The sequence below is a fragment of the Burkholderia sp. S-53 genome (assembly GCF_025560745.1).
Taxonomy (GTDB): Bacteria; Pseudomonadota; Gammaproteobacteria; order Burkholderiales; family Burkholderiaceae; genus Burkholderia; species Burkholderia pyrrocinia.
Genome location: NZ_CP090484.1, coordinates 670515 through 694856 on the forward strand (window position 1 = coordinate 670515; position 24342 = coordinate 694856).

The window sequence follows — 24342 nt, forward strand, 5'->3', positions numbered from 1 at the left end:
GTTGCAATCAAATCTTACCGCGATACGGTTCCCTCCCCTTTCGCGGCAACTGCAATCGCACCCTTGCCCATCGGCGGGACTATCCGCGCATTCGTCGATGGGCATCGCGTCGCGCCACCCGGCCCGCGCTACTGCCCCGACTGCGCGAGCGGGCCTTGCGTGCGCTGCGCCGTTCCCGACGGCCAGCCGCCCGCGAGCGCCTTGTACAGCGCGACCGTCGATGCCGCGCTGCGCGTCCGCGCATCGGCCGCCGCATCCTGCGCCTGCAGCAGCGTCCGTTGCGCGTCGAGCACTTCGTAGTAGTCGATCGCACCAGCCGCGAAGCGCGTCTGCGCAAGCTGCGCAGCGCGCGCGCTGTCGTCCGCCGCACGCACGAGGTGCGTTGTCTCGTCACGCGTGCGTGCGACACGCAGCAGCGCGTTCTCCGTTTCCTCCAGCGCACCGAGCACGGTCTGCCGATACTGCGCGAGCTGGCCGGCCGCTTCCGCATCGCTCGCGGCGATGCGCGCACGCACGCGGCCGACGTCGAGGAACGACCAGTCGATGCCGAGCGCGATCAGGTTCGTGTCGCTGCCCGCGCGAAAGAACCCGTAGCTGCTCGTCGCGCTGCCGAGCAACCCCGACAGCGTGAAGCGCGGAAACAGGTCGGCCGTCGCGACGCCAACCCGCGCGGTCGCCGCGTGCAGCCGCGCCTCGGCGGCCGCGACATCGGGCCGCCGGCGCAGCAGGTCGCCCGGCGTGCCGGGATCGATATCGGCGGCAAGCGCCGGCAGCGGTACGGGCGTGCCCGCAGAAGCGCCGGCCTTCGGCAGATCGAATCGGCCGATCAGCGCATCCGGCGTCTGCCCGGTCAGCACCGCGAGCCGGTGCTCGTCGACGCCGATCGCGGCTTCGTACACCGCAATCCGCGACGTCGTCGATTCGTACTGCGCCCGCGCACGCGCCGCATCGAGCTCGGAGCCGCGCCCCGCGCCGACGCGCGCATTGATCAGCGCGAGCGTCTGCTTCTGGTTGTCGGCGTTATCGCGCGCGATCCTCAACCGCTCCTGCGAGCCGCGCAGATCGACGTACGTGCTCGCGACCTCGCCGGCGATCGCGACACGCACCGCGCGTACGTCCGCCGCGCTCGCAGCCGTTTCCGCGCGCTGCGACTCGATCGAGCGGCGCACACGGCCGAACAGGTCGAGTTCCCACGCCGCATTGATCCCGACGCTGGATATCGGCGTATCGCGCTGGCTGCGCGGCGCGCCGAACGCCTGGTCCTTGCTCATCAGTTGATGACCGATCTGGCCGCTCGCGGTGATGGTCGGATAACGGTCGAACGTCGCCTGCGACAGCAGCGCATTCGACGCGTCGTAGCGCGACACCGCGACCTGCAGGTCCTGATTCGCCGCGAGCGCCGTGTCGATCAGCCGCGTCAGCGCCGGATCGCCGAAGCCGCGCCAGAACGCGGCATCGGCATCGGCCGACGCGTCGAGCGACGTATCGGACAGCGTATTGGGCGGCGACGCATCGCGCTGCGTCGCCGGCTGCACGTCGCGCGCGAACCGCGCGGCCGTAGCCGTATCGGGTCGTTTGAAATCGGGGCCGACCGCGCACGCAGCCAGCGTCACCGACATCGCGAGCGCGGAAAGACGGAAAGCGGCGCTCATCGGTTTTCTCCTTCAAGGGTGCCGTGCTGTTCGCTCCAGACGGCCGGCGTGCCGCCCGCGAGCTTGCGGATCGCCACATAGAACACGGGCGTCAGGAACAGCCCGAACAGCGTGACGCCCAGCATCCCCGCGAACACGGTGACGCCGGTGGCCGCGCGCACTTCGCTGCCCGCGCCGCTGCCGATCAAGAGCGGCACCGAACCGGCGATGAACGCAACTGACGTCATCACGATCGGGCGCAGCCGCAGCTTGCATGCTTCAAGCGCCGCCTCGATCACGCCCTTGCCCTGGATTTCGAGCTCGCGCGCGAACTCGACGATCAGGATCGCGTTCTTGCACGCGAGCCCCATCAGCACGACGAGACCGACCTGCACGAACACGTTGTTGTCGCCGCCCGACAGCCACACGCCGAACAGCGCCGCACACATGCACACGGGCACGATCAGGATCACCGCGAGCGGCAGCGTCCAGCTCTCGTACAGCGAGGCGAGCACGAGGAACACGAGCATCACCGCGAGCGGGAACACGACGATCGCCGCGTTGCTCTGCGTGACCTGCTGGTAGCTGAGGTCAGTCCATTCGAGCGTGATGCCGGGCGGCAGCACCTCCTTCGCGATCTGCTGGAGCTTCGCGATCGCCTGCGACGACGACATCACCTTCGGATCGGCGTCGCCGATCAGGTCGGCGGCCGGATAGCCGTTGTAGCGGACGACCGGGTCGGGCCCGTACGCGGGCCCCACCGTCACCATCGAACCGATCGGCACCATCTCGCCCTTCGCGTTGCGCGTGCGCAGGTTCGCGATGTCGGCGGCCGTCTGCCGGTGACCGGCATCGGCCTGCGCCATCACGCGATACACGCGGCCGAACACGTTGAAGTCGTTCACGTACATCGAGCCGAGATAGACCTGCAGCGTGTTGAACAGGTCGGTCAGCGCGACGCCCTGCGCCTTCGCCTTCAGCCGGTCGACCTTCACCTCGAGCTGCGGGATGTTTGCCTGGTACGAGCTGACCGGGTAGCTCATCCCCGGCGTCTTCGCAACCGCCGCCTGGAACGCGGTGAGCGCGTTCTGCAATGCGCCGTAGCCGAGCCCGCCGCGATCCTCCAGGTACAGCGAATAGCCGGAGCCGTTGCCGAGGCCCTGGATCGGCGGCGGCATCAGCGCATAGGTGATGCCGCCGCCGATGGCCGCGAAGCGCGCGTTCAGGTCCGCGTTGATCTGCTCGGCACTGCGATGACGCTGATCGAACGGCTTCAGGATCACGTACGAGTTCGTGATGTTCGGCGTGTTCACGCCCTGCAGCGCATTCAGCCCCGCAAACGCCGGCACCATCTCGACACCGTCGGTGCCGAGCGCGATCTTCGTCATCTGCTCGGTCACCGCGCTGGTGCGCGAGAGCGACGCGCCTTCCGGCAGCTTCGCGCCCGCGAACAGGTACAGCTTGTCCTGCACGGGAATGAAGCCGCCGGGCACCGCGTTGAACAGCAGCGCGGTGGCCGCGAGCAGCGCCGCGTAGACCGCGAACACCGCGCCGCGCCGTTTCAGCGTGCGCGCGACGACGCCGTGATAGCGGTCGGAACTGCGCTCGAAGAAGCGATTGAACGGATGGAACAGCCAGCCGAATGCACGGTCGAGCGCGCGCGTGAGCGCATCCTTCGGCGCGCCGTGCGGGCGCAGCAGCTTCGCGGCGAGCGCGGGCGACAGCGTCAGCGAGTTGATCGCGGAGATCACCGTCGAGATCGCGATCGTCACCGCGAACTGCCGGTAGAACTGGCCGGTGACGCCCGACATGAACGCCATCGGCACGAACACCGCGCACAGCACCAGTGCGATCGCGACGATCGGCCCCGACACCTCGCGCATCGCCTGGTGCGCGGCATCGCGCGGGCTCAGCCCCTGCGCGATGTTGCGCTCGACGTTCTCGACGACGACGATCGCATCGTCGACGACGATCCCGATCGCGAGCACGAGCCCGAACAGCGTCAGCGTATTGATCGAATAGCCGAGCAGATGGAGAAACGCGAACGTGCCGACCACCGATACCGGCACCGCGACGAGCGGAATGATCGACGCGCGCCAGGTCTGCAGGAACAGGATCACGACGAGCACGACCAATACGACGGCCTCGATCAGCGTGTGCTGCACCGCGCGGATCGATTCGCGCACGAACACGGTCGGGTCCCACACGGGCCGATAGGCGACGCCGGGCGGGAAGCGCTTCGACAGTTCGTCGAGCTTCGCATACACGGCCTTCGCGACGTCGAGCGCGTTCGCGCCCGGCGACAGGAAGATGCCGACCACGGCCGAATGCTTGTCGTTGAAATACGAGCGCAGCGTGTAGTCGCCCGCGCCGAGCTCGATGCGCGCGACGTCGGACAGCTTCACGACCTGGCCGTCGCCGCCGTTGCGCAGCACGATGTCGCTGAACTCCTGCACCGTGCGCAGGCGGCCGCGCACGTTGATCGACACGAGGAAGTCGTGCGCCTTCGGCGACGGCTCCGCGCCGAGCTGGCCGGCCGACACCTGCACGTTCTGCTCGCGCACGGCCGCAATCACGTCGCTCGCGGTCAGCCCGCGCGACGCGAGCCGGTTGGGGTCGAGCCACAGCCGCATCGCGTAGTCGCCCGAGCCGTACACGCCGACGTCGCCGATGCCGGTGAGCCGCGACAGCTCGTCCTTCACGTGCAGCGTCAGGTAGTTGCGCAGATACAGCGAATCGCGGCTGTTGTCCGGCGAGTAGAGACTCACGTACATCAGCGGCGTCGGCGACTGCTTCTGCGTCGTCACGCCGTACTGGCGCACCTCGTCGGGCAGGCGCGACAGCGCCTGGCTCACGCGGTTCTGCACGCGCACGGCGGCCGTGTCGGGATCGACGCCCTGCAGGAACGTGACGACGACCTGCAGGCTGCCGTCCGACCCGGCGACCGACTTCATGTACATGATGCCTTCGACGCCGTTGATCGCCTCTTCCAGCGGTTCGGCCACCGATTCGGCGATTTCCTTCGGGTTCGCGCCCGGGTACGTCGCACGCACGACGACGCTCGGCGGCACGACTTCCGGGTATTCGCCGGCGGGCAGCATCGGAATCGAGATCAGGCCGATCGCGAAGATGACGATCGACAGCACGACCGCGAAGATCGGCCGGTCGATGAAGAATCGGGAGAAATCCATCACATGTCTCCCGTCATTGCGCGGCCGGCGCGCCGGCGTCGGCCACGGCCTGCGCGCCGCCGCCCGAACCGCTGCCATTGCCGGCACCGGCGTCGGCGCGCACGGGCAGCGCCTTCGGCTTCACCTGCGCGCCCGGATAGTAGATCCGCTGCACGCCGTCGACGACCACGCGATCGCCCGCCTGCAGCCCCTTCTCGACGATCCGCTCGCCCTCGAGCTCGCGGCCGATCGTCACGTCGCGCCGCAGCGCCTTGTCGCCAGGACCGATCACGTACACGTACTTGCGGTCCTGGTCGGTCAGCACGGCCTTGTCGTCGACGAGCAGCGAATCCTGGTCGCGGCCGCTGACGAGCTGCACGCGCGCATACAGCCCCGGCGTGAACGTGTGGTCCGCGTTCGTCAGCCGCACGCGCGCGCGGATCGTGCCGGTTTGCGGGTCGAGCCGGTTGTCGAGGAAGTCGACGGTGCCCGCGTGCGGGAAACCCGTTTCGTTCGCGAGGCCCACGCGCACCGGATCGGCGCCGATCGCGCGATGCTTCGGATCGGCACGCCGCGCGTTGTAGCGCAGGTAGCTCTGCTCGTCGCAGTCGAAGTACACGTACACGGGATCCTGCGACACGACGGTCGTCAGCAGCGTGTCGTCCGCGCGCGCGAGGTTGCCGGCGGTCGCGACCGCGCGGCCGACGCGGCCCGCGATCGGCGCGCGCACTTCGGTGAAGCCGAGGTTGAGCTTTGCATCGGCGACGGCCGCGTCGGCCGCCTGCAGGTCCGCGCGAGCCTGCTCGGCGGTGGCGCGCGCGTTGTCGAGTTCTTCCTGCGACGTCGCATGCGCATCGCTCAGCGTCTGCACGCGCTTGAGCTGCACGTTCGCGAGGCTCGCGGCCGCGCGGGCCCGCTGCTGCTGCGCGTTCGCGCGGTCGAGCGCGATCCGGTACGGGCGCGGGTCGATCTCGAACAGCAGCGTGCCCTGCGCGACGAGGTCGCCCTCCTTGTACGCGACGCGCTGCAGATAGCCGCTCACGCGCGGCCGCAATTCGACCGCATCGACCGCTTCGACGCGTCCGTTGAATTCGTCGGCGAGGCGAACCGTGCGCGGCGCGACGGTTGCGACGCCGACTTCGGGAAGGGGATAGGCTGACGCTGCGCCTTTGCCGTCGTGACAGCCCGACAACGCCAGCAGCAGTGCGCAAGCGGCGCCGAAAGGCGACGTCCTGCGTAGGGATAAGGGGAACATGATGCCTCGCGACGGGTTAAACTGCCGCGTAGCATAAAAGTTGAAGTTAACTTCAAGTCAAGCTTTTCCCGGAGAACGTCATGGGTACCCCGGAAGAACCGAAATGGCCGTTGATGTCGATCCGCGAAGTGGCCGCGCGCAGCGGCGTGCCGGCGTCGACGCTGCGGTTCTACGAGACGCGCGGGCTCATCAAGTCGCACCGGAACGGTTCGAGCCATCGCCACTATTCGCGCGCGGTGCTGCGGCTGATCGCGTTCATCGTGTTCGCGCAGAAGATCGGCTATTCGCTCGACGAGATCGCCGAGCAGCTCGTCAGCCTTCCTGAAGATACCGCACCCAGCAACAAGGACTGGCAGCGGCTGTCGCGCGGCTGGAAGCAGCGCGTCGCGAGCCGGATCGAGGAACTGCAGCGGCTCTACATCAACCTCGACGAGTGCATCGGCTGCGGTTGCCTGTCGTTGAAGCGCTGCAAGCTGACCAACCCGGAAGACCGCGCGGGCCGCAACGGGCCCGGCGCGCGGCGCTGGCTCGGCGACAAGCCGCCGACGGACGTCGAATGACGCGCCCGTTCGTGCCGATGCAGCCGCCAGGCATCGTGTCCGCGAACTGAAGGATGCGGGCAGCCCGCTCGCGTACGAGCCGGCGATCGCGTACCGGACGCCGTCGCCGCTCGTCGACGCGTTGCGCAAAACCGCGCGCGATGCGGTGAGCGAGCCGGGGCTGGTTGCCGCGACGTGACCGCGCGCATCGCGCGCGCGGCGCTCAGTCGCCGATGAGATTGAACGCGACGTCGAGCACGGCCTGCCGGAACGCGTCCCGCTGCGTCGGCAGCGACGTGAACTCCAGCATCATGTGGCTGTACGACACCGTCGTGCCGATCGCGCTCGCGATCATGAAGAACAGCACGTTCGGATCGACCGCGCGAATCGCGCCGGCCTGCGCGGCGTCCGACAGCAGCGGGAACATCACGTCGTGATACGGCCGCACGATCCGCTCCTGCAGCCGGTCGAGCCGCCCGCCCACTTCGGTCGCCGCGGTCGAGAAGAACATGCCCATGTCGGGCTCGTCGAACTCATGATCGACGCACAGCTCGAGTGCACGCCGCACGCGGTCGCGATGCGGCAATGACGACGTGCGCAACGCACGCAGCGCGTCGAACATCGGCTCGGCGAGATCGACGATCTGCTCGACGACGGCCAGCCACAACGTTTCCTTCGTCCCGAAATGATGGGCGATCAGCGCCGCGTCGACGCCCAGCTCGCGCGCGACTTCGCGCACGCTGGTCGCGTCGTAGCCGCGCTTCGCGAACGTGCGGCGCGCGGCCCGCAATATCACGTCCGGACCGACGGACGCACCCGCCAGCGGCCGCCCGCGCGTACGCCGCTTCGACGGCGCGCGCTCAGTGACTTCAGCCACGTTTTCCTGCTCCCCTTGAATGGTTCGAATGCCCTTGTTCGGGCCCCGGTTTCACGTCGCCGGAACCGGATTGCCTGCCCCGCTCCGTTGACACGCGAAGCCGGGAAGCGCTAGGATCATACCTTATTCATCACGTGATGATTTATCCATGACAACCCCTACACGCATCGTCATCGTCGGTGGCGGGATCGCCGGGCTGCAGCTCGCGACCCGCCTGGGCGAGCGCCTCGGCCGCTCCGGGCGGGCGCAAGTCACCGTCGTCGACCGCAGTCCCACCCACATCTGGAAGCCGATGCTGCACACGATCGCGGCCGGCACGCGCGACGTCCAGCAGCAACAGGTGATCTTCCTCGCCCATGCACGCGACCACGGCTACACGTACCAGCCCGGCGAACTGAAGGGGCTCGATCGTGCGCGCCGGCGCGTGCAGCTCGGCGAGATCCGCTCGCAGGAAGGCGACGTGGTGATCGAGGCCCGCGAACTCGACTACGACGTGCTGATCGTCGCGCTCGGCAGCCAGGCCAACGACTTCGGCGTGCCGGGCGTACGCGAGCACTGCTATTTCATCGACAGCCAGCAGCAGGCCGAAACCTTCAACGAAGCGTTGCGGATGCGCGTGTTCCGCAGCATCGCGCGCGACGAGCCGTTTCGCGTCGCGATCGTCGGCGCGGGCGCGACGGGCGTGGAACTCGCGGCGGAACTGAGCCGCTTGCTGGAAGTGGCGCAGGCCTATGGCGACGCGACGGTGCGCGAGCGGCTGCAGCTCACGCTGCTCGAAAGCGGCCCGCGCATCCTCGCTGCGTTTCCGCCGCGGATTTCCGCGTCGGCGCAGCGTCGGCTCGAACAGATCGGTTTTAACGTGCTGACGTCGACGCGCGTCACGTCGGCCGACGCGAACGGCTTCCACTACGGCGACGGTTCGTACGCCGAAGCAGACCTGATGGTCTGGGCGGCCGGCGTGAAGGCGCCCGATTTCATGCAGGCGCTGGGCGGGCTCGACACGAACCGCGCGAACCAGATCGTCGTCGGGCCGACGCTGCAGGCCACGGGCGACGAGCATGTGTTCGCGATCGGCGATTGCGCGAGCCTGCTGCCCGACGGCCACGAACGGCCGCTGCCGCCGACCGCGCAGGTCGCGACGCAGCAGGCCGAGCATCTCGCGAAGCACCTGCCCGCGTGGCTCGATGGCAAGCCGATTCCGCCGTTCGCGTTCCACGATTTCGGCGCACTCGTGTCGATCAGCGACTACGACGCGTTCGGCACGCTCGGGCAGTTCGGGTTCTTCCGCGGCGGCTTCATTCAGGGGCGCTTCGCGCAGTTCAGCCACCTGATGCTGTACCGGCGGCACCAGCAGGCGCTGCACGGTTTCTCCAAGGCGACGCTGCTATGGATCGCCGAACGGATCAACGGCTGCGTGCAGCCGCGCATCCGCCTGTCGTGATGCCGCTGGTCGCGGTGTCGCGTAACGTTTCGAGGAAATCCAACATGAACAACAGTGCAGCGCGCTGGCTCATGACCGTCGCCGCGATCGGCAGCTTCGACATGCCGTCCGTATCATGGGGCGTGCCGCGGCAGCGCAGCGTCACGCGCGACCGGCTGCCGTCGTGGGACGCGACGAGCAAGCCGACCATCAGCGTGCTCGAGCGGCCCACGGCCGACACCGTGATGATTTCGTGGTGCGACGCATGCACCGGGCACTACGGCTACCAGAAGTGGCGGCTGTTCACGACGCGCAAGCGCGGCGTCTGCGCACTGTCGGGGCGGCCGATCGGGATCGGCGACAGCGTCTATGCGCCGCAATTGCTCGGCTCGACGCCGGGCAACGCCGCCGCGATGGTGCTGGCGGCGTGCATCGACGACGCGCTGGCCGCCTGACGTCAGGTCGACGTTGCCTGACCGGCGCCATACGCCGGATCGTTGTTCTGCCGTTCCAGTTCGGCATCGAGATGCGCGGCATGCGCGTCCGCCTCGGCTTCCGACATCAGCTCGCCTTCCCACTTCGCGACCACCGCGCTGGCGATCGAGTTGCCCACCGCGTTCGTGGCCGAGCGGCCCATGTCGAGGAACGTGTCGACGCCGAGAATCAGCAGCAGCCCGGCTTCCGGGATGTTGAACTGGTGCAGCGTCGCCGCGATCACGACGAGCGATGCACGCGGCACGCCGGCCATCCCCTTCGACGTCAGCATCAGGATCAGCAGCATCGTGACCTGCGTGCCGAGCGACAGGTGGATGTTGTACGCCTGCGCGATGAACAGCGACGCGAACGTGCAGTACATCATCGAGCCGTCGAGGTTGAACGAATAGCCCATCGGCATCACGAAGCTCGAGATCTTGCGCCGCACGCCGAAACGGTCAAGCGCGTCGAGGATCTTCGGATACGCGGCCTCGGAGCTCGCGGTCGCGAACGACAGCATGAACGCCTCCTTGATCAGCACCAGCAACTTGAACACGCGGCGCCCGAGGAACAGCAGCCCGGCAGCGACGAGCGTGCCCCACAGCAGCACGAGGCTCACATAGAAGTCGCCCATGAACACCGCGAACTTCAGCAGGATCGACAGCCCGTTGATCGCGACGGTCGACGCCATCGCGGCCATCACCGCGAGCGGCGCGAGCTTCATCACGTAGCCGGTGATCTTGAGCATCACGTGCGCCAGCTGGTCGATCGCGGCGACGAGGATCTTGCCGCGCTCGCCGAGCGCCGACAGCGCAACGCCGAAGAACATCGAGAACACGACGATCTGCAGGATCTCGTTGTTCGCCATCGCCTCGGCGAACGACTTCGGCACCATGTGGCCGACGAAATCCTTCAGCGTGAACTTGGCCGTCGCGAGATGTGCGGACGCGCCGATGTCCGGCAGCGGCAGGCCGAGGTTCTCGCCGGGCCGCAGCAGGTTCGCCATCAGCAGCCCGAGCAGCAGCGAGACCAGCGACGCGGTGACGAACCAGCCGAGCGCCTTCACGAACACGCGCCCGACGGACGACGCATCGCCCATGTGCGCAATGCCGACGACGAGCGTCGAGAACACCAGCGGGCCGATCACCATCTTGATCAGCCGCAGGAACACATCGGACACGAGCGAGATGTAGCCGGCGATTTCCGCGGCCGACTGCTTGTCCGGAAGCTGCGTGAAGATCATGTAGCCGATGAAGATGCCGGCCGCCATCGCGAGCAGGATCCAGCCTGCCGCAGACATTCGTTTGTTCATAACAGGATTCGTCGCACGGTGAAGGGGTTGACGGATGAAAGGCGCGCGTCCGGTGCAGTACCAGGGCGCGCGCGTGGCAAGCCGGTCGTGCGCGGTGTGCCACGCACAGGCACCGGCGCCGCTCGGACTTGCGGATGTCCGCGAACGGACACGCTGCCGCCGTCATGGCCTTCGCGGAAGCGCGAACGCGGGCGGCAGCGGTTCAGCATGATGCGATCGGGTCAGTAGCCGATCGCCGATCCGGCCGGACGGCGCGGATCGTTGTAGCCGTAGATGAAGCCGACACGCACGCTGCCGGACACGGACGAGTCGTTCCCGGAACTCTGGCGGCTCGCCGCTTCGGTACCCGGCAGGCCGACCATGATCAGTTCGGCTGCACCCCACGGCGTCTGCTCGACCATCTTGTAGCCCATGTTGCGCAGGATCGCGAGCGTGTCGGGCGACAGGCCGTAGGTTTCGTAGTAGACCTCGTCGGGCAGCCACTGGTGGTGGATGCGCGGCGCGGTGACCGCATCCTGCGGCGTCATCCCGTAGTCGATCACGTTCAGCACGGTCTGCAGCGTGATCGTGATGATGCGCGAGCCGCCCGGCGAACCGACCACCATGAACACCTTGCCGTCCTTCTTCACGATGGTCGGCGCCATCGACGACAGCGGGCGCTTGCCCGGCGCGATCGAGTTGCGCGTGCCCTGCACGAGGCCGAACAGGTTCTGCGCGCCGACCTTCGTGGTGAAATCGTCCATCTCGTCGTTCAGGAAGAAGCCCGTGCCCGGCGCGATGACCACGGCGCCGAAGCGGCCGTTGACCGTATAGGTCGTCGACACTGCGTTGCCGTCATGGTCGATGATCGAGTAATGCGTGGTTTCCGGCTTCTCGTGGATGCCGACGCCGGGCTGCACGTCGACCGACGGCGTCGCCGTATCGGCATGGATGCTCTTGCGGATCTGCGCCGCGTATTCCTTGCTCGTCAGCTTCGCGATCGGGTTGTCGATGAAGTTCGGGTCGCCGAGCAGCGTGTTGCGATCCTCGTAAGCGTGCCGCATCGCTTCGGTCATGTAGTGGACCGACGCCGCGGAGTGATAGCCCAGCTTGCGCAGGTCATACCCTTCGAGGATGTTCAGCGTCTCGCACATCGTCACGCCGCCGGAGCTCGGCGGCGGCGCCGACACGAACTCGTAGCCGCGATACGTGCACGTCAGCGGCGCCATGTCCTGCGCGCGGTAGGACGCGAAATCGGCCGCCGTGATCAAGCCACCCGCCTGCTTCGACGCCGCCTCGACGATCTTCGGAATCTCGCCGTGATAAAACGCGTCGGGCCCCTGCTCCGCGATCCGCTCGAGCGTGCGGGCCAGGTCCTTCTGCACCAGGCGGTCGCCCGGCTGCAGCGGCGTACCGTCGGGCCGCAGGAAAATGCGCGCCGCGTCCGGATCCTTCTTGAAGCGTTCGATCGTCGTGTCGAGGATGTCCGTATCGCCGCGCGTCAGCACGAAGCCGTCGCGTGCGAGCCGGATCGCCGGCGCCATCACCTGCTTGCGCGTCAGCTTCCCGTATTTACGCTGCGCGAGATCGAGGCCGGCAACCGTGCCCGGCACGCCGACGGCGCGATAGCCGTACAGGCTTTCGCCCGCGCGCACGTTGCCCGACGCGTCGAGATACATGTTCGCCGTCGCCGCGGCCGGCGCGGTCTCGCGAAAATTGATGAAACGGTCGCGGCCGTCGGCCAGGTGCACGGTCATGAAGCCGCCGCCGCCGATGTTGCCGCAGCACGGATTGGTCACCGCCTGCGCATAACCGACCGCCACCGCCGCGTCCACTGCGTTGCCGCCTTCCTTCAGGATGTCGACGCCGATCTGCGACGCGAAGTGCTGCGACGACACGACCATGCCGTTTTTCGCTTCAACCGCGGGGTCCGAAGCGGCGAACGCGCACACGCTCAATGCCGACAACAGGGTGAGTACGACGAGCCGCCTCATGCGGAATCCTCCAGACAAATAACCGGGCCATGCCGAGATGCGCCGCCGCGTCATCGCGGGTCAACGCTGCCAATCCGGTATGTAATAAACAGTACATTCCGGCGAGGTCGCGATCATAGCACTCGCTTTTTTATGCCAAAACCTAGGGTTATTACTGAACCAGAAGCAAACGCATGCGAGCACTCTTCCCGAGAAATGTTCGTTTCATTACATTAACGGGCGGACACTTGCCCGAGTGATGCGTCCCTCTAATTTCGGACCATCCGCGGCCCGTCGCACGTCGATCGGCTAACATGCGTGGAGTCCCGGCAGACGCACGTCTGCCGTTTGTCATTCAGATAAGAGAGCTGGAGTGCCCGATGGGGACGAGCATCAGGGCGTTGCTGTTATCCCAGATGGATAGCTTCACGCCGTCGGAACAGAAGGTTGCGCATGCGTTGCTGGATCGCTATCCGAGCCTCGGCCTCGGGCCGATCGCGAGCGTCGCCAAGCAGGCTGAAGTCAGCGATCCGACCGTGTTCCGCTTTGTCGTCCGGATCGGCTTTCCGAATTACTCGTCGTTCCAGCAGGCGCTGTACGACGAGATCGACACCGCGATGAATTCGCCGCTCGCGCGAATGGATGCGTTCCACTCGGAAACGGGCATGCGCGACAGCCATTCGGCGATTTTCCAGCGGCTGTCCGAGTCGCTCGCGACCACGATCGAAGGGCTCGACGCGGCCGCGTTCGACTCGGCCGTGGCGCTGCTGGCCGATCCGGATGTCCGCATCTTCTGCGGCGGCGGGCGCTACACGGCGCCGCTCGCGTCGCTGTTTTCGTTCACGCTCGCCTATGCGCGCCCGCACGTGCAGTACGTCGAGCCGAACGTGAATCTCGCGTCGGTCGCACTGACCGACATGGGGCGCGGCGACGTGCTCGTCATCTTCGACTTTCGCCGCTACCAGAAGGACAGCATCCGCTTCGCGCAGGCCGCGCACCGGCTCGGCACGCGGATCCTGCTGATCACCGACGAATGGATGTCGCCGATCGGCAAGTTCGCGGAAATCGTGTTGCGGATCCAGGGGCGCCCGTTCGCGATGCTGCAGACCAACGTGCCGGCGCTGGCGCTCGCCGAAGCGCTGGTGATCGGCGTGACGAACCAGTTGCCGGAACTCGCGCGGCAGCGGATGGAGAAGATCGAGCATCTCAATACCGGCGGGATCGAACTGGACGCCAACCAGCGCGATTTGCCCGAATGACGATCGCTCGCCATTCGGGTGCGGGCATCAGCTCTCGACATCCTCGAGACTGAACACCTCGGTCTTGTCGTTGTACGAAAACACTTCGCCGTAACGCCCCCAGTCGATCACCGCGTCGAGCGTTTCCTCGGCCGCTTCGTCCGACAGGAAATCCTCGAGCTCCTGCTCGAAGCGCACGCGCGGTGCGCGATGGCCCGGACGCTCGTTCAGCACCTTCCTGATCCGCGCAGCCAGCGGCACGTGCTTCAGCAGGTGATCCGCGAACATCAGCTTGCGCTCCTGCGTGCCGAACTCGGCAAACACGCGCGCGGGCGGCGTCAGGAACACGTCGCCTTCCCGCACGTCCGCGAAGCCGAGGTACTGCAGCACTTCTGCGATCGGGAACAGCTCGTCGACCTCCAGATGCAGCGTACGCGCGATCTCCGGCATGTCGGCACGGCCATGGTACGGCGCCATCGCGAGCGTCTCGATCAGGCCGGCCATCAGGTTGGTCGACACGCGCGGCATCCAGCTGCCGAGCTCGAGCCCCTTCTTCGTCGCCTCGTTGGTCTGGCGCGCCGTCATCTTCGCGTAGATGTCGTCGACGAGCTTGCGGAAATCGGTGTCGAGCCGGTTGCGCGGATGCTTGAACGGCACCTTGATCTCGGCGATCACGCGGCCCGGGTTCGACGACAGCACGAGGATCCGGTCGCACATGAACACGGCTTCCTCGATGTTGTGCGTGACGATCAGCACCGACTTGATCGGCATCCGCCCTTGCGTCCACAGGTCGAGCAGGTCGGTACGCAGCGTCTCGGCCGTCAGCACGTCGAGCGCCGAGAACGGCTCGTCCATCAGCAGGATCGTCGGATCGACGACGAGCGCGCGCGCAAAGCCCACGCGCTGGCGCATGCCGCCCGACAGCTCGCGCGGGTACGCGTTCTCGAAACCGTCGAGGCCGATCAGGTCGATCGCGGCGAGCGCACGCTCGCGCCGCTCGCGCGCGCCGACGCCGAGCGCTTCGAGGCCGGCCTCCACGTTCTGCAGCACGGTGAGCCACGGGAACAGCGCAAACGTCTGGAACACCATCGCGACGCCTTCGGCCGGGCCGCGCAGCGGCTGGCCGAGGTAGGTCACTTCACCGCCGGTCGGTTCGATCAGGCCGGCGATGATGCGCAGCAGCGTCGACTTGCCCGAGCCGGACCGGCCGAGCAGCCCGACGATCTCGCCTTCGCGCAGCGACAGGTTCGCATCGTCGAGCACGAGCAACTCGCCCTGCGACTTGTTGAAGCCGCGGTTCACATGCTCGACGCGCAGGATTTCTTCGCCGAGACGCGGCGGCTGCAGCGGCTGGGATGTCTTGACAGGGGCGTTGATAACGGTCGAATTTTGCATCGCGCTTACTCTCAATCGAGACGGAGCCGGGATTCCGCGTAGGCGTACATCGGACGCCACAGCAGACGGTTGAACAAGGTAACGAACAGGGACATCACGGCGATGCCCAGGATGATCTTCGGGAAATCGCCGGCGGCGGTCATCTGCGCGATGTACGCGCCGAGGCCGTGCGCGACGACCTTGGTGTCGCCCCACTGCACGAACTCGGACACGATGCTCGCGTTCCACGCGCCGCCCGACGCGGTGATCGCACCGGTCACGTAGTACGGGAAGATGCCGGGCAGGATCGCCTGCCGCCACCACTGCCAGCCGCGGATGCGGAAATTCTTCGTCGCTTCCTTGTAGTCGTTCGGATAGGACATCGCACCGGCGATCACGTTGAACAGGATGTACCACTGCGTGCCGAGCACGATCAGCGGCGACAGCCAGATGTCCGCGTTCAGGTGGAAGTGGACGATCACGATCACGAACACCGGGAACAGCAGGTTCGCCGGGAACGCGGCGAGGAACTGCGCGAGCGGCTGGATCTTCTCGGCCAGCGCGGGGCGCAGCCCGATCAGCACGCCGAGCGGCACCCAGATCACCGATGCGATCGCGATCAGCACCAGCACGCGCAGCAGCGTGATGAGCCCGAGCACCAGCACGTGGCCGACCTCGGCCATCGTCACGCCGGTCGCGACGAAGCTGACGACGCGCCACACGACGTACACCGTCAGCAGGATCACGAACGCGCCCCACACGATGTCGCCGATGCGCGACGACGCTCGCGCCGACGCGCCGCGCGAGCGCGTGCCCTTCGGCGACGGCACGCGCAGCGGAATCCGCGCGGCCTGCGACAGCAGCCAGCCGGCCGGCACGAGCAACTGATGGATCAGGTGCGTGCGGCGCATCATGTCGAGCAGCCACGACTGCGGTGCATCGCCCGACGCGGTGTTCTCCATCCGGAACTTGTCGGCCCACGCGACGAGCGGGCGGAACAGGAACTGGTCATACGCCAGGATCACGACCGACATCGCGACGATCACCCAGCCGATCGCGCCGATGTTCTTGTCCGAGATGGCTTGCGCGAGATACGCGCCGACCCCCGGCAGCGTGATGGTCTGGTTGCCGACGGTGATCGCTTCCGACGCGACGACGAAGAACCAGCCGCCCGACATCGACATCATCATGTTCCAGATCAGCCCCGGCATCGAGAACGGCACCTCGAGCTTCCAGAAGCGCTGCCACGGCGTCAGGTGAAAGCCGCGCGACACTTCGCTCAGGTCGCGCGGCACCGTGCGCAGCGACTGGTAGAAGCTGAACGTCATGTTCCATGCCTGGCTCGTGAAGATCGCGAAGATCGCCGCAAGCTCCGCGCCGAGCACGCGGCCCGGGAACAGCGCGAGGAAGAACGTGACCGTAAACGAGATATAGCCGAGCACCGGCACCGACTGCAGGATGTCGAGGATCGGGATCAGCACCATGCCCGCGCGACGGCTCTTGGCCGCAAGCGTGCCGTAGACGAGCGTGAACACGAGCGACGCGACCATCGCCGCGAGCATCCGCAGCGTGGTACGCAACGCGTATTCGGGCAGGTTCGACGGATCGAGCGTGATCTTCTGCGTCTGCAGCACGCCGATCGGCGCCATCGTCTGATGGAAGCCGACGATCGCCATCGCCAGCAGGCAGATGATCAGCGGAAACGCGATGGCATCCCAGCGGTTGGGGAGCACGCGCCACGCCGAGGCGTTCGCGGTGCGATTCGGATCGAAGAACCTGATATCCATCGGTAGCGTCTTGTGTTGAATTGAAAATCGATGGGACCGGCCGCGTGCCGCGCGGCCGGGCGGCGCACCCGCCAGCGCCGGTCAGAACAGCCCGTGCAGCGCCCAGTACAGGGCGGCCGACAGCGCGATCGACGCGGGCAGCGTCAGCACCCACGCGAGCACGAGGTTGCGCACCGTGTCCCAGCGCAGGCCCGCGCCGCTCGCGGTCATCGTGCCGGCCACGCCCGACGCGAGCACGTGCGTCGTCGATACCGGCAGCCCGTATGCGTCGGCCATCCCGATCGTCAGCATCGCGACGGCCTCGGCCGACGCGCCCTGCCCGTACGTGAGATGCGACTTGCCGATCTTCTCGCCGACCGTCACGACGATCCGCTTCCAGCCGACCATCGTGCCGAGGCCGAGCGCAATCGCGACCGCAACCTTGACCCACGTCGGGATGAATTTCGTCGCGCGGTCCATCTGCTTCTTGAACGCATCGAGCGCGCTCGCGTCCTCGACCGAGAACGCCGGCGCCTTCGCCTTCTCCATCAGGCGGATCGCCTCGGACGCGACGTACATGTTGTTGCGCACGTTGTCGACGAGGTTCTGCGGCACGCTCGAAATGCCGCCGGCCTGCGCGACCTGGTCGGCGATCGTGTCGGTAAGCTTGCCCAGCGCGGGAATCGTCGCGGGCACCAGCGTGTGCGTGCGCACGTATGCCTCGACGTCGGCGCGCGGGTCGGCGGACTGCACGGCCGGGTCCGCGTACTTGACGAGCGTCGTCGACGCGTGGCGCGCGACCGCGACGAACGTGCTCGTCTGGTCCGGCGTGACAGCCTTGTTCAGCGCGTAGGCGGTCGGCATCACGCCGATCAGGATCAGCATGATCAGCCCCATGCCCTTCTGCCCGTCGTTCGAGCCGTGCGCGAACGACACGCCCGTGCAGGTAAGGATCAGCAGCAGGCGGATCCAGAACGGCGGCGGCTTGTTGCCCTTCGGCTCCTGGTACAGCGCCGGCACGCGCACCAGCGCCTTCAGCAGCAGCAACACGAGCGCGGACAGCACGAAGCCGATCAGCGGCGACAGCAGCAGCGCCTTGCCGACGCCGAGTGCCTGGTTCCAGTCGACGCCGCTCGTGCCCGACGGGCCGCTGACGATCTGGTTCATCAGGCCGACGCCGATGATCGAGCCGACCAGCGTGTGCGAACTCGACGACGGCAGCCCGAAATACCAGGTCGCGAGGTTCCACGTGACGGCCGCGATCAGCAGCGCGAACACCATCGCGAAGCCGGCGCCGCTGCCGACCTGCAGGATCAGTTCGACGGGCAGCAACTGCACGATGCCGAATGCGACGGCGCCGCTCGACACGAGCACGCCGAACAGGTTCCAGAGGCCCGACCAGACGACGGCCAGGTGCGGGTCGAGCGAATGCGTGTAGATGACGGTCGCAACCGCGTTCGCGGTGTCGTGAAAGCCGTTCACGAATTCGAAGCCGAGCGCGATCAGCAGAGCGACGACGAGCAGCACGAACGGCAGGACCGAACTTTCCCTGACCGGGCTGAGGTCGGCACTCAGGTGAATCGCGATATAGACGATGCCGCAGGCAATGATCAGAAAAAACAGCGCGAAGCTGAGGGTGCGGGTGCGCTGGCTGGCCGCGCCGCTGGTTTCCGTTGCCGCGAGATTCAGCATGAAGGGGGCTCCGGAGAGGTGACTCGGTGTCGCAGGCTATCGGGCGGCCATGACGCAAATGTGACGCATCGATTACAGGACATTGACAAGTCATCGTTCGGCATCCGCACGGCCGCCTTAAGGGTCCGCCGGCACCGGTGCCCGAAATTCGCACATCGCGGGAATAAAACCATCGTCGCGCCGGTATGGCACACGAAGGCGCCGGTTTATTCCAGGACGATCCGGCCGTCCCGTTTCGTCATACGATTGCGAGGCTCCCATGTCTTCATCAAACCCCACCCGTCCGTCGCGCCGCAAGGCGCTGCAGTGCATGGCCTTCGGCGGCCTCGGCACGCTATTTACACTGTCGGGCGGCATCCTGACGCCGTTCGACCTCGCGCTCGCGCAGACCGGCGACGCGCGGCCGGCCGATGCGGGCCGGCCGCTGTTCGTGCAGATCAGCGACACGCACATCGGCTTCAACAAGGACGCGAATCCCGACGTGTCGGCCACGCTGCGGCAAACGATCGACCTCGTCAACGGAATGCCCTCGATGCCCGCGCTGGCCATCCATACCGGCGACATCACGCACTTGTCCAAGCCGGAGGAATTCGACCACGCGTCACAACTGCTGTCCGCGCTGCGCGTGCCGGAACTGCACACGGTGCCCGGCGAGCACGACGTCACCGACGGTTCGGGCGCCGAATATTTCAGCCGGTTCGGCAAGGCGTCGAACAACCGCGGTTATTACAGCTTCGATCACGCGGGCGTGCATTTCATCGGCCTCGTCAACGTGATGCATTTCAAGCCGAACGGGCTCGGCAGCTTCGGCGACGACCAGCTTGCATGGCTCGAGCAGGATCTGAAGGGCCGCTCGTCGAGCACGCCGATCGTCGTGTTCTCGCACATGCCGATGTGGACCATCTACGAACCGTGGGGCTGGGGCACCGGCGACGCGCCGCAGACGATGGCGCTGCTGCGCCGCTTCGGCTCGGTCACCGTGCTGAACGGGCACATCCACCAGATCGTGTCGAAGGTCGAGGGCAACATCACCTTCCACACCGCGCGCTCGACCGCGTTCCCGCAGCCGACGGCCGGCAACGGCCCGGGCCCGGTGCCGCTCACGGTGCCGCGCGACCAGTTGCCGAAGATGCTCGGCGTGACGACGGTGGAGTTCGCCGGCCACCCGGCCGCGTCGGCGCTGCACGACGCGACGCTGGCCTGATAACCATAAGGAGACCGACATGACCCGCTTCAAGCAACCAAAAATCATCGCGGCGCTGATCCTGTGCGCGGCCGCCGCCGGCACGCCGCTCGCCGCGTTCGCGCAGGGCCCGGACGGCCCGCTGGTCACGATCCACAACTTCATGTTTTCGCCGATGTCGACCACGATCAAGGCCGGCACGACGGTTACCTGGAAGAACCTCGACGGGGAACCGCACACCATCGTCAACGACGCCGGCATCTTCCATTCGAAGGCGCTCGACCAGGACGAGACTTACTCGTTCCGCTTCGACAAGCCGGGCGTCTACAAGGTGTTCTGCGGGATTCATCCGTACATGAAGGAGACGATCACCGTCGAATGACGCGGCCCGCCCCGAAACGCGCGGGCGAACAGCGGGCGGCGGCGGCCTACAATGACCACCGTCCCATTCGCCCGCGTGGCAGACGGAGCCGCCCATGCCCAGGATCGACGTCAGCGCCGTACCCGAACGCCGCGGCAGCGGCTATCCGCGGCCGTTCGACGGCCCGTGCGCACAGCGCATCCGCCAGCGGCTCGGCGACGCCGGCGGGCTGCGCGATTTCGGCGTCAACCTGATGCGCGTGCCGCCGGGCGGCTGGTCGAGCCAGCGCCACTGGCATTCCGACGAAGACGAATTCGTGTACGTGCTCGAAGGCGAACTCGTGATGATCGAGGACGGCGGCGAGACCGTGCTGCGTTCAGGCGACTGCGCGGCGTTTCCGAAGAACTCCGGCAACGGCCATCATCTCGTCAACCGGTCGGACGCGGTCGCCGTCTATCTCGAGGTCGGCTCGCGCTCGCCGGACGACGTGATCACCTGCCCGGACATCGACATGATGAGCCCGAGCCGCGACGGCCGGTTCCTGCACAAGGACGGCACGCCGTACCCGGACGCGTGACGCCGGCCGCCCGGCGGCGCACGCCTGCCGATGCGCATCAGGCAATCCCCCGCCGCCGATCGCCTACACTGAATCGAACTGTTCGGATCCGACCCACCGTCACACGCAGCGAGGCAAGCCATGACCGCGAGCCAGCCGGCACGAATGGACCTCCCCGGGCAAGTCGTACTCGTGCTCCAGGGCGGCGGCGCACTCGGTGCGTACCAGCTCGGCGTCTTCCAGGCGATGGACGAAGCCGGTATCCGGCCCGACTGGGTGGTCGGCACGTCGATCGGCGCGATCAACGCGGCGCTGATCGCCGGGAATCCGCCGGAACGGCGCTACGAGAAGCTGCTGGCGTTCTGGCAGCGCGTGACCGAACGGACCCGTTTCGACGTCCCGGCGCTGCTGCCCGGCTGGGACAAGACGCTGGCCGAGCTGATGATCATCGGCGGCGGCATCGCGGGCTTCTTCCAGCCCAATCCGGCGTCGTGGCTCGGGCCGATGGTTCGTCTCGGCGTCGATCGCGCATCGTATTACCGGATCGCGCCGCTGCGCGACACGCTCGCGTCGCTGATCGACCACGACCTGCTGAACGCCGGCCACCCGCGCCTGACCGTCAGCGCGGTCAATGCGTGCACGGGCGCGATGCGCTATTTCGATTCGCGCGATACGCGCCTGGGCATCGACCACATCATGAGTTCGGGCGCGCTGCCGCCCGCGTTCCCGGCGATACGGATCGACGGCGAGCCGTACTGGGATGGCGGCGTGTATTCGAATACGCCGGTCGAGGCCGTGCTCGACGACAACCCGCGCCGGAGCTCGATCATCTTCTCGGTACAGATGTGGAATCCGTCTGGCCCCGAGCCCGAGAGCATCTGGCAGGTGTCGGAACGGCAGAAGGACATCCAGTACGCGAGCCGCACCGACAGCCACATCGCGCGCCAGCAGCAGATCCACCGGCTGCGCCACGTGATCCGCGAACTGGCCCGGCACGTGCCGGAAGCCGACCGCGCGTCGCCTGCCGTGCGCCGGCTCGCCGCATGGGGATGCGAGACCACGATGCACCTGATCAAGCTCGCGGCACCGCGACTCGACGGCGACAATCAGCTGAAGGACATCGATTTCACGCCGGCCGGCATCGCAGCCCGCCGGCAGGCCGGCTACGACGCAGCGAAACGGGCCATCGCCGCACGTCCGTGGGACCTGCCGACGGACCCGACGGAAGGATTGACGGTATTCGACCCGGACGCACCGCCGGTCGCCGAAAAACCGGCATGACGCGCGGCGCCGCACCGCGCGCCGATCGTGCCGGTGCGATCAGGTAGGCGCGGCCGGCGCGGTTCCGGCGACGACCGGACACGATCGCGGCAACGCCTGGCCGAACAGCACGGCCAGCCCGCAAGCGGAAGTGAACATGCCGAGATTGTCGTGCCCGACGCCCGGCACTTCGACGACCTGCTGTGCGAGATCGTCCGGATGCCGCTTCTTCAGGTAATCGAAATACGCGAGCCCGCGCGCGAGCCGGTACGGGCCCTGCGCCATCGCCGCGCACGAGCGGTCGATGAAATGCGTGTACGGGTTCGTGTCGGCCTGCCCGAGCAGGTACACGACATGGCGCGCGACGTAGCGCGTTTCGAGTTCGCGCACGTCCTGCGACGCGACGTAAGGCGGCGCCGACTTCAACCCGTATTTCCATTCCGTCGCGCGCGGGCAGGCGCCGCCTGCGATTGCGTCGGCGTCCGGCCGTTCGTCGTCGAAATACAGGTAGCTCGACGGGTTCGCGACCACGTAGCGCACGGCGATGCCGGCCTGCGCCAGCGCGTCGCCTGCGTGCCCGGCCACCGCGTAGCGCTGCAGCAATTGCGCACCGGCGGAATGGCCGATCACGACCACGGCCGACAGCGCGGGGTACAGGCCGCGGTCGGCGAAATGCGCGAGCAACGCATCGAGCGCGGCGAACGAACTGACCGGGCCCGGCTGGCGCGCCGGTTCGCCGCCCTTCCATCCTTCCTGGGTCCAGGCCAGCGTTTGCGCGGGCAGCGAGAACGCGCGCGTATCGGCGCGCGTCAGGAACTGCGGGGCGACGACCATCGTGCCCTGCCCGGCCGCGCCGGCCTTCCCGACGACCTTGAGCCCCGACGCGTAGTACGCGTCGGCATTCCGGAGCGTGCCGTGAATCACGATGAAGACGCGCGTGACATCGGGCGCGGCCTTGTCGAGCGGATGATCGGCGTAGACGGGCAGCACCGCGCTGCCCTGCGGCGTGGCGACGGCCACGCGCTGATCGGCGACGGCCTTGACCGGCGCCTCGAGACGTTCGCGCTGCGTGGCGGCAGCGGCCGGACCCGCGCCGCCCAGCACACCGATTGCGGCACCGGCTGCCGCGAGCGGAATCGCGCGTGACAGGGTTCGGGCGGCCGGCAGCACGCGCGAGAGCCGGATTCTTGCAAAGGCAACGGAAATGAGTGACATGTCGACGGACCGGGTTGCGGGTATGACTTTAACGGCGATGGTCGCAGAATCCGTCGCGCGCTGCCGCCCCGTTTCGGAAAGCGGTTGAGTCGGCGGTTCAGTCGGCCGGTTCTGCACCACGTTCGGCGTCGATTCGGGCTTCACCCGAAGCACGCTGCATCCGCCGCACGATCGCGGCCAGTTCGCCGATATGCGCGGTCACCGCCTGCTTGCCCGCACGCGCCCAAGCGTCGAACGACGTCATCCCGCTCACCGCACCGACAAACGGCACGCCGGCGCGCTCGGCCGCCTGCGCGTCCACCGCATGGTCGCCCACGTAGATCGCCGCGGCGGCCGGCAAGCCAAGCCGCGCCAGCGCCAGCTCGAGCCCTTCCGGATCCGGCTTGTGACGCTGCACGTCTTCTCCGCCGATCAGCACGTCGACCAGCGACTGCAATCCGTTCAGCGCGAGGATCGCGTCGATCCGGTAACGAAACTTCGACGAAACGATCGCGACCGCGAGACCCTGCTCGCGCAGACGCGCGAGCAGCGGCGGCACTTCGGGATAGATGCGGGTGCCGTGCACCATGATCTCGTCGGCGCGCGCCACGAAGTGCCGCGCGAACGCGTCGGCCCGCGCCGGGTCGGTTTCGCCTGTCAACGAACGGAACATCTCGTGCAGCGGCAGCCCGATCACGACGCCGATCTGCGCAGGCGTCGCGCCGGCGGCGCCAAGCTGGTGCAACGCGTACTCGGTGCATTCGATGATCGCGGCGGACGAATCCGCCAGCGTCAGATCGAAGTCGAATATGACGGCCCGAACAGACATGCAAGATCTCCTCAAACAAGAAAGGCCTGCGCGCGACGCGCAGACAGTTTCACAGCATAGGCAAAGAGGTCGGCGAACGGTTGCATGTCGAGGTGCAGACGTCCGCACCGCAGCACGTGCGGAACATCACGTGGGCACCTCCACCGCATGTTGTCAAAATAATGCACGACGTATACAGTTGCATGCAGTGCATCAATTGGCATTGTCTCCCGAGCAACTTGACATCAACGGCCGACCTGACGTCATGCGAAACCTTCGA

General features: G+C 67.2%; 19 protein-coding genes and 1 pseudogene. 9 read left to right on the forward strand and 11 right to left on the reverse strand.

Features of this window, described 5'->3' with window-relative positions:
• Window positions 1-128 precede the first annotated feature (128 nt).
• The 3 genes from LXM88_RS25210 to LXM88_RS25220 are packed head-to-tail and all read right to left on the reverse strand — an operon-like array spanning window position 129 to window position 6056.
• Entirely contained in the window at window positions 129-1652 is a 1524-nt protein-coding gene (locus LXM88_RS25210) for an efflux transporter outer membrane subunit (RefSeq protein ID WP_262545243.1), read from the reverse strand.
• Entirely contained in the window at window positions 1649-4822 is a 3174-nt protein-coding gene (locus LXM88_RS25215; protein WP_262545244.1) for an efflux RND transporter permease subunit, read from the reverse strand. Before LXM88_RS25215 ends, LXM88_RS25210 begins: the two co-directional genes overlap by 4 nt.
• A gap of 13 nt (window positions 4823-4835) precedes the next feature.
• The gene (locus LXM88_RS25220) at window positions 4836-6056 is read right to left on the reverse strand and encodes an efflux RND transporter periplasmic adaptor subunit (RefSeq protein ID WP_262545245.1); all 1221 of its coding nucleotides are present in this window, start codon (window positions 6054-6056) and stop codon (window positions 4836-4838) included.
• 80 nt (window positions 6057-6136) lie between these two features.
• Between LXM88_RS25220 and soxR the strand changes: the two genes are divergently transcribed.
• Complete coding sequence (soxR, locus tag LXM88_RS25225; RefSeq protein WP_034180419.1) at window positions 6137-6616, forward strand: redox-sensitive transcriptional activator SoxR; 480 nt, start codon at window positions 6137-6139, stop codon at window positions 6614-6616.
• Window positions 6613-6794: pseudogene (locus LXM88_RS25230) on the forward strand (LysR family transcriptional regulator); the annotation flags it as partial. The gene soxR and the pseudogene LXM88_RS25230, both read left to right, overlap by 4 nt.
• Before the next feature lie 24 nt (window positions 6795-6818).
• On the opposite strand, the gene LXM88_RS25235 reads toward LXM88_RS25230, so the two are convergent.
• Entirely contained in the window at window positions 6819-7472 is a 654-nt protein-coding gene (locus LXM88_RS25235; RefSeq protein ID WP_262545246.1) for a TetR/AcrR family transcriptional regulator, read from the reverse strand.
• Between the two features lie 148 nt (window positions 7473-7620).
• Here LXM88_RS25235 and LXM88_RS25240 point away from each other — a divergent pair, with 148 nt between their 5' ends.
• Together LXM88_RS25240 and LXM88_RS25245 are read left to right on the forward strand one after the other, a co-directional pair.
• Window positions 7621-8913, forward strand: a complete 1293-nt coding sequence (locus tag LXM88_RS25240) for an NAD(P)/FAD-dependent oxidoreductase (RefSeq protein ID WP_262545247.1) — start codon at window positions 7621-7623, stop codon at window positions 8911-8913.
• 44 nt (window positions 8914-8957) lie between these two features.
• Entirely contained in the window at window positions 8958-9347 is a 390-nt protein-coding gene (locus LXM88_RS25245; RefSeq protein ID WP_262545248.1) for a DUF3331 domain-containing protein, read from the forward strand.
• A 2-nt stretch (window positions 9348-9349) separates the two neighbouring features.
• Here the strand turns inward: LXM88_RS25245 and LXM88_RS25250 are convergent, their stop codons facing one another.
• Entirely contained in the window at window positions 9350-10678 is a 1329-nt protein-coding gene (locus tag LXM88_RS25250) for a dicarboxylate/amino acid:cation symporter (RefSeq protein WP_262545249.1), read from the reverse strand.
• Window positions 10679-10899: 221 nt separating this feature from the next.
• Window positions 10900-12651 (reverse strand): gamma-glutamyltransferase, encoded by a 1752-nt coding sequence (ggt, locus tag LXM88_RS25255; protein ID WP_262545250.1) that lies wholly within the window; start codon window positions 12649-12651, stop codon window positions 10900-10902.
• 359 nt (window positions 12652-13010) lie between these two features.
• Between ggt and LXM88_RS25260 the strand changes: the two genes are divergently transcribed.
• Complete coding sequence (locus LXM88_RS25260) at window positions 13011-13889, forward strand: MurR/RpiR family transcriptional regulator (protein ID WP_262545252.1); 879 nt, start codon at window positions 13011-13013, stop codon at window positions 13887-13889.
• Between the two features lie 27 nt (window positions 13890-13916).
• On the opposite strand, the gene LXM88_RS25265 is transcribed toward LXM88_RS25260, so the two are convergent.
• From LXM88_RS25265 to LXM88_RS25275, 3 genes are all read right to left on the reverse strand, one after another.
• A complete protein-coding gene (locus LXM88_RS25265; protein ID WP_096473919.1) occupies window positions 13917-15263 on the reverse strand; it encodes an ABC transporter ATP-binding protein in 1347 nt (448 codons plus the stop codon).
• 11 nt (window positions 15264-15274) lie between these two features.
• Window positions 15275-17029, reverse strand: coding sequence for an ABC transporter permease (locus LXM88_RS25270; protein WP_262545256.1), 1755 nt, complete (start codon window positions 17027-17029; stop codon window positions 15275-15277).
• A gap of 81 nt (window positions 17030-17110) precedes the next feature.
• Window positions 17111-18700: an inorganic phosphate transporter gene (locus tag LXM88_RS25275; protein ID WP_262545258.1), complete on the reverse strand. Its 1590-nt coding sequence runs from the start codon at window positions 18698-18700 to the stop codon at window positions 17111-17113.
• A 259-nt stretch (window positions 18701-18959) separates the two neighbouring features.
• Between LXM88_RS25275 and LXM88_RS25280 the strand changes: the two genes are divergently transcribed.
• The 4 genes from LXM88_RS25280 (at window position 18960) to LXM88_RS25295 (ending at window position 22081) form a co-directional block, all read left to right on the forward strand.
• The gene (locus tag LXM88_RS25280) at window positions 18960-19904 is read left to right on the forward strand and encodes a metallophosphoesterase family protein (protein ID WP_262545259.1); all 945 of its coding nucleotides are present in this window, start codon (window positions 18960-18962) and stop codon (window positions 19902-19904) included.
• Between the two features lie 19 nt (window positions 19905-19923).
• A complete protein-coding gene (locus tag LXM88_RS25285; protein WP_262545260.1) occupies window positions 19924-20265 on the forward strand; it encodes a cupredoxin domain-containing protein in 342 nt (113 codons plus the stop codon).
• A 94-nt stretch (window positions 20266-20359) separates the two neighbouring features.
• Window positions 20360-20821 (forward strand): cupin domain-containing protein, encoded by a 462-nt coding sequence (locus LXM88_RS25290; RefSeq protein ID WP_262545262.1) that lies wholly within the window; start codon window positions 20360-20362, stop codon window positions 20819-20821.
• Between the two features lie 120 nt (window positions 20822-20941).
• Complete coding sequence (locus LXM88_RS25295) at window positions 20942-22081, forward strand: patatin-like phospholipase family protein (RefSeq protein WP_262545264.1); 1140 nt, start codon at window positions 20942-20944, stop codon at window positions 22079-22081.
• 39 nt (window positions 22082-22120) lie between these two features.
• Here the strand turns inward: LXM88_RS25295 and LXM88_RS25300 are convergent, their stop codons facing one another.
• Together LXM88_RS25300 and LXM88_RS25305 are read right to left on the reverse strand one after the other, a co-directional pair.
• Window positions 22121-23275, reverse strand: a complete 1155-nt coding sequence (locus LXM88_RS25300) for an alpha/beta fold hydrolase (RefSeq protein ID WP_262545266.1) — start codon at window positions 23273-23275, stop codon at window positions 22121-22123.
• Between the two features lie 97 nt (window positions 23276-23372).
• Complete coding sequence (locus LXM88_RS25305; protein ID WP_262545269.1) at window positions 23373-24083, reverse strand: HAD family hydrolase; 711 nt, start codon at window positions 24081-24083, stop codon at window positions 23373-23375.
• Window positions 24084-24342: the final 259 nt, after the last annotated feature.

Coding starts and splice junctions, on each gene's coding strand:
- LXM88_RS25285 (WP_262545260.1), top strand. CDS start 19,924: ATGACCCGCTTCAAGCAACCAAAAATCATCGCGGCGCTGATCCTGTGC.
- LXM88_RS25300 (WP_262545266.1), bottom strand. CDS start 23,275: ATGTCACTCATTTCCGTTGCCTTTGCAAGAATCCGGCTCTCGCGCGTG.
- LXM88_RS25215 (WP_262545244.1), bottom strand. CDS start 4,822: ATGGATTTCTCCCGATTCTTCATCGACCGGCCGATCTTCGCGGTCGTG.
- soxR (WP_034180419.1), top strand. CDS start 6,137: ATGGGTACCCCGGAAGAACCGAAATGGCCGTTGATGTCGATCCGCGAA.
- ggt (WP_262545250.1), bottom strand. CDS start 12,651: ATGAGGCGGCTCGTCGTACTCACCCTGTTGTCGGCATTGAGCGTGTGC.
- LXM88_RS25265 (WP_096473919.1), bottom strand. CDS start 15,263: ATGCAAAATTCGACCGTTATCAACGCCCCTGTCAAGACATCCCAGCCG.
- LXM88_RS25260 (WP_262545252.1), top strand. CDS start 13,011: ATGGGGACGAGCATCAGGGCGTTGCTGTTATCCCAGATGGATAGCTTC.
- LXM88_RS25240 (WP_262545247.1), top strand. CDS start 7,621: ATGACAACCCCTACACGCATCGTCATCGTCGGTGGCGGGATCGCCGGG.
- LXM88_RS25280 (WP_262545259.1), top strand. CDS start 18,960: ATGTCTTCATCAAACCCCACCCGTCCGTCGCGCCGCAAGGCGCTGCAG.
- LXM88_RS25305 (WP_262545269.1), bottom strand. CDS start 24,083: ATGTCTGTTCGGGCCGTCATATTCGACTTCGATCTGACGCTGGCGGAT.
- LXM88_RS25245 (WP_262545248.1), top strand. CDS start 8,958: ATGAACAACAGTGCAGCGCGCTGGCTCATGACCGTCGCCGCGATCGGC.
- LXM88_RS25220 (WP_262545245.1), bottom strand. CDS start 6,056: ATGTTCCCCTTATCCCTACGCAGGACGTCGCCTTTCGGCGCCGCTTGC.
- LXM88_RS25295 (WP_262545264.1), top strand. CDS start 20,942: ATGACCGCGAGCCAGCCGGCACGAATGGACCTCCCCGGGCAAGTCGTA.
- LXM88_RS25210 (WP_262545243.1), bottom strand. CDS start 1,652: ATGAGCGCCGCTTTCCGTCTTTCCGCGCTCGCGATGTCGGTGACGCTG.
- LXM88_RS25290 (WP_262545262.1), top strand. CDS start 20,360: ATGCCCAGGATCGACGTCAGCGCCGTACCCGAACGCCGCGGCAGCGGC.
- LXM88_RS25250 (WP_262545249.1), bottom strand. CDS start 10,678: ATGAACAAACGAATGTCTGCGGCAGGCTGGATCCTGCTCGCGATGGCG.
- LXM88_RS25270 (WP_262545256.1), bottom strand. CDS start 17,029: ATGGATATCAGGTTCTTCGATCCGAATCGCACCGCGAACGCCTCGGCG.
- LXM88_RS25275 (WP_262545258.1), bottom strand. CDS start 18,700: ATGCTGAATCTCGCGGCAACGGAAACCAGCGGCGCGGCCAGCCAGCGC.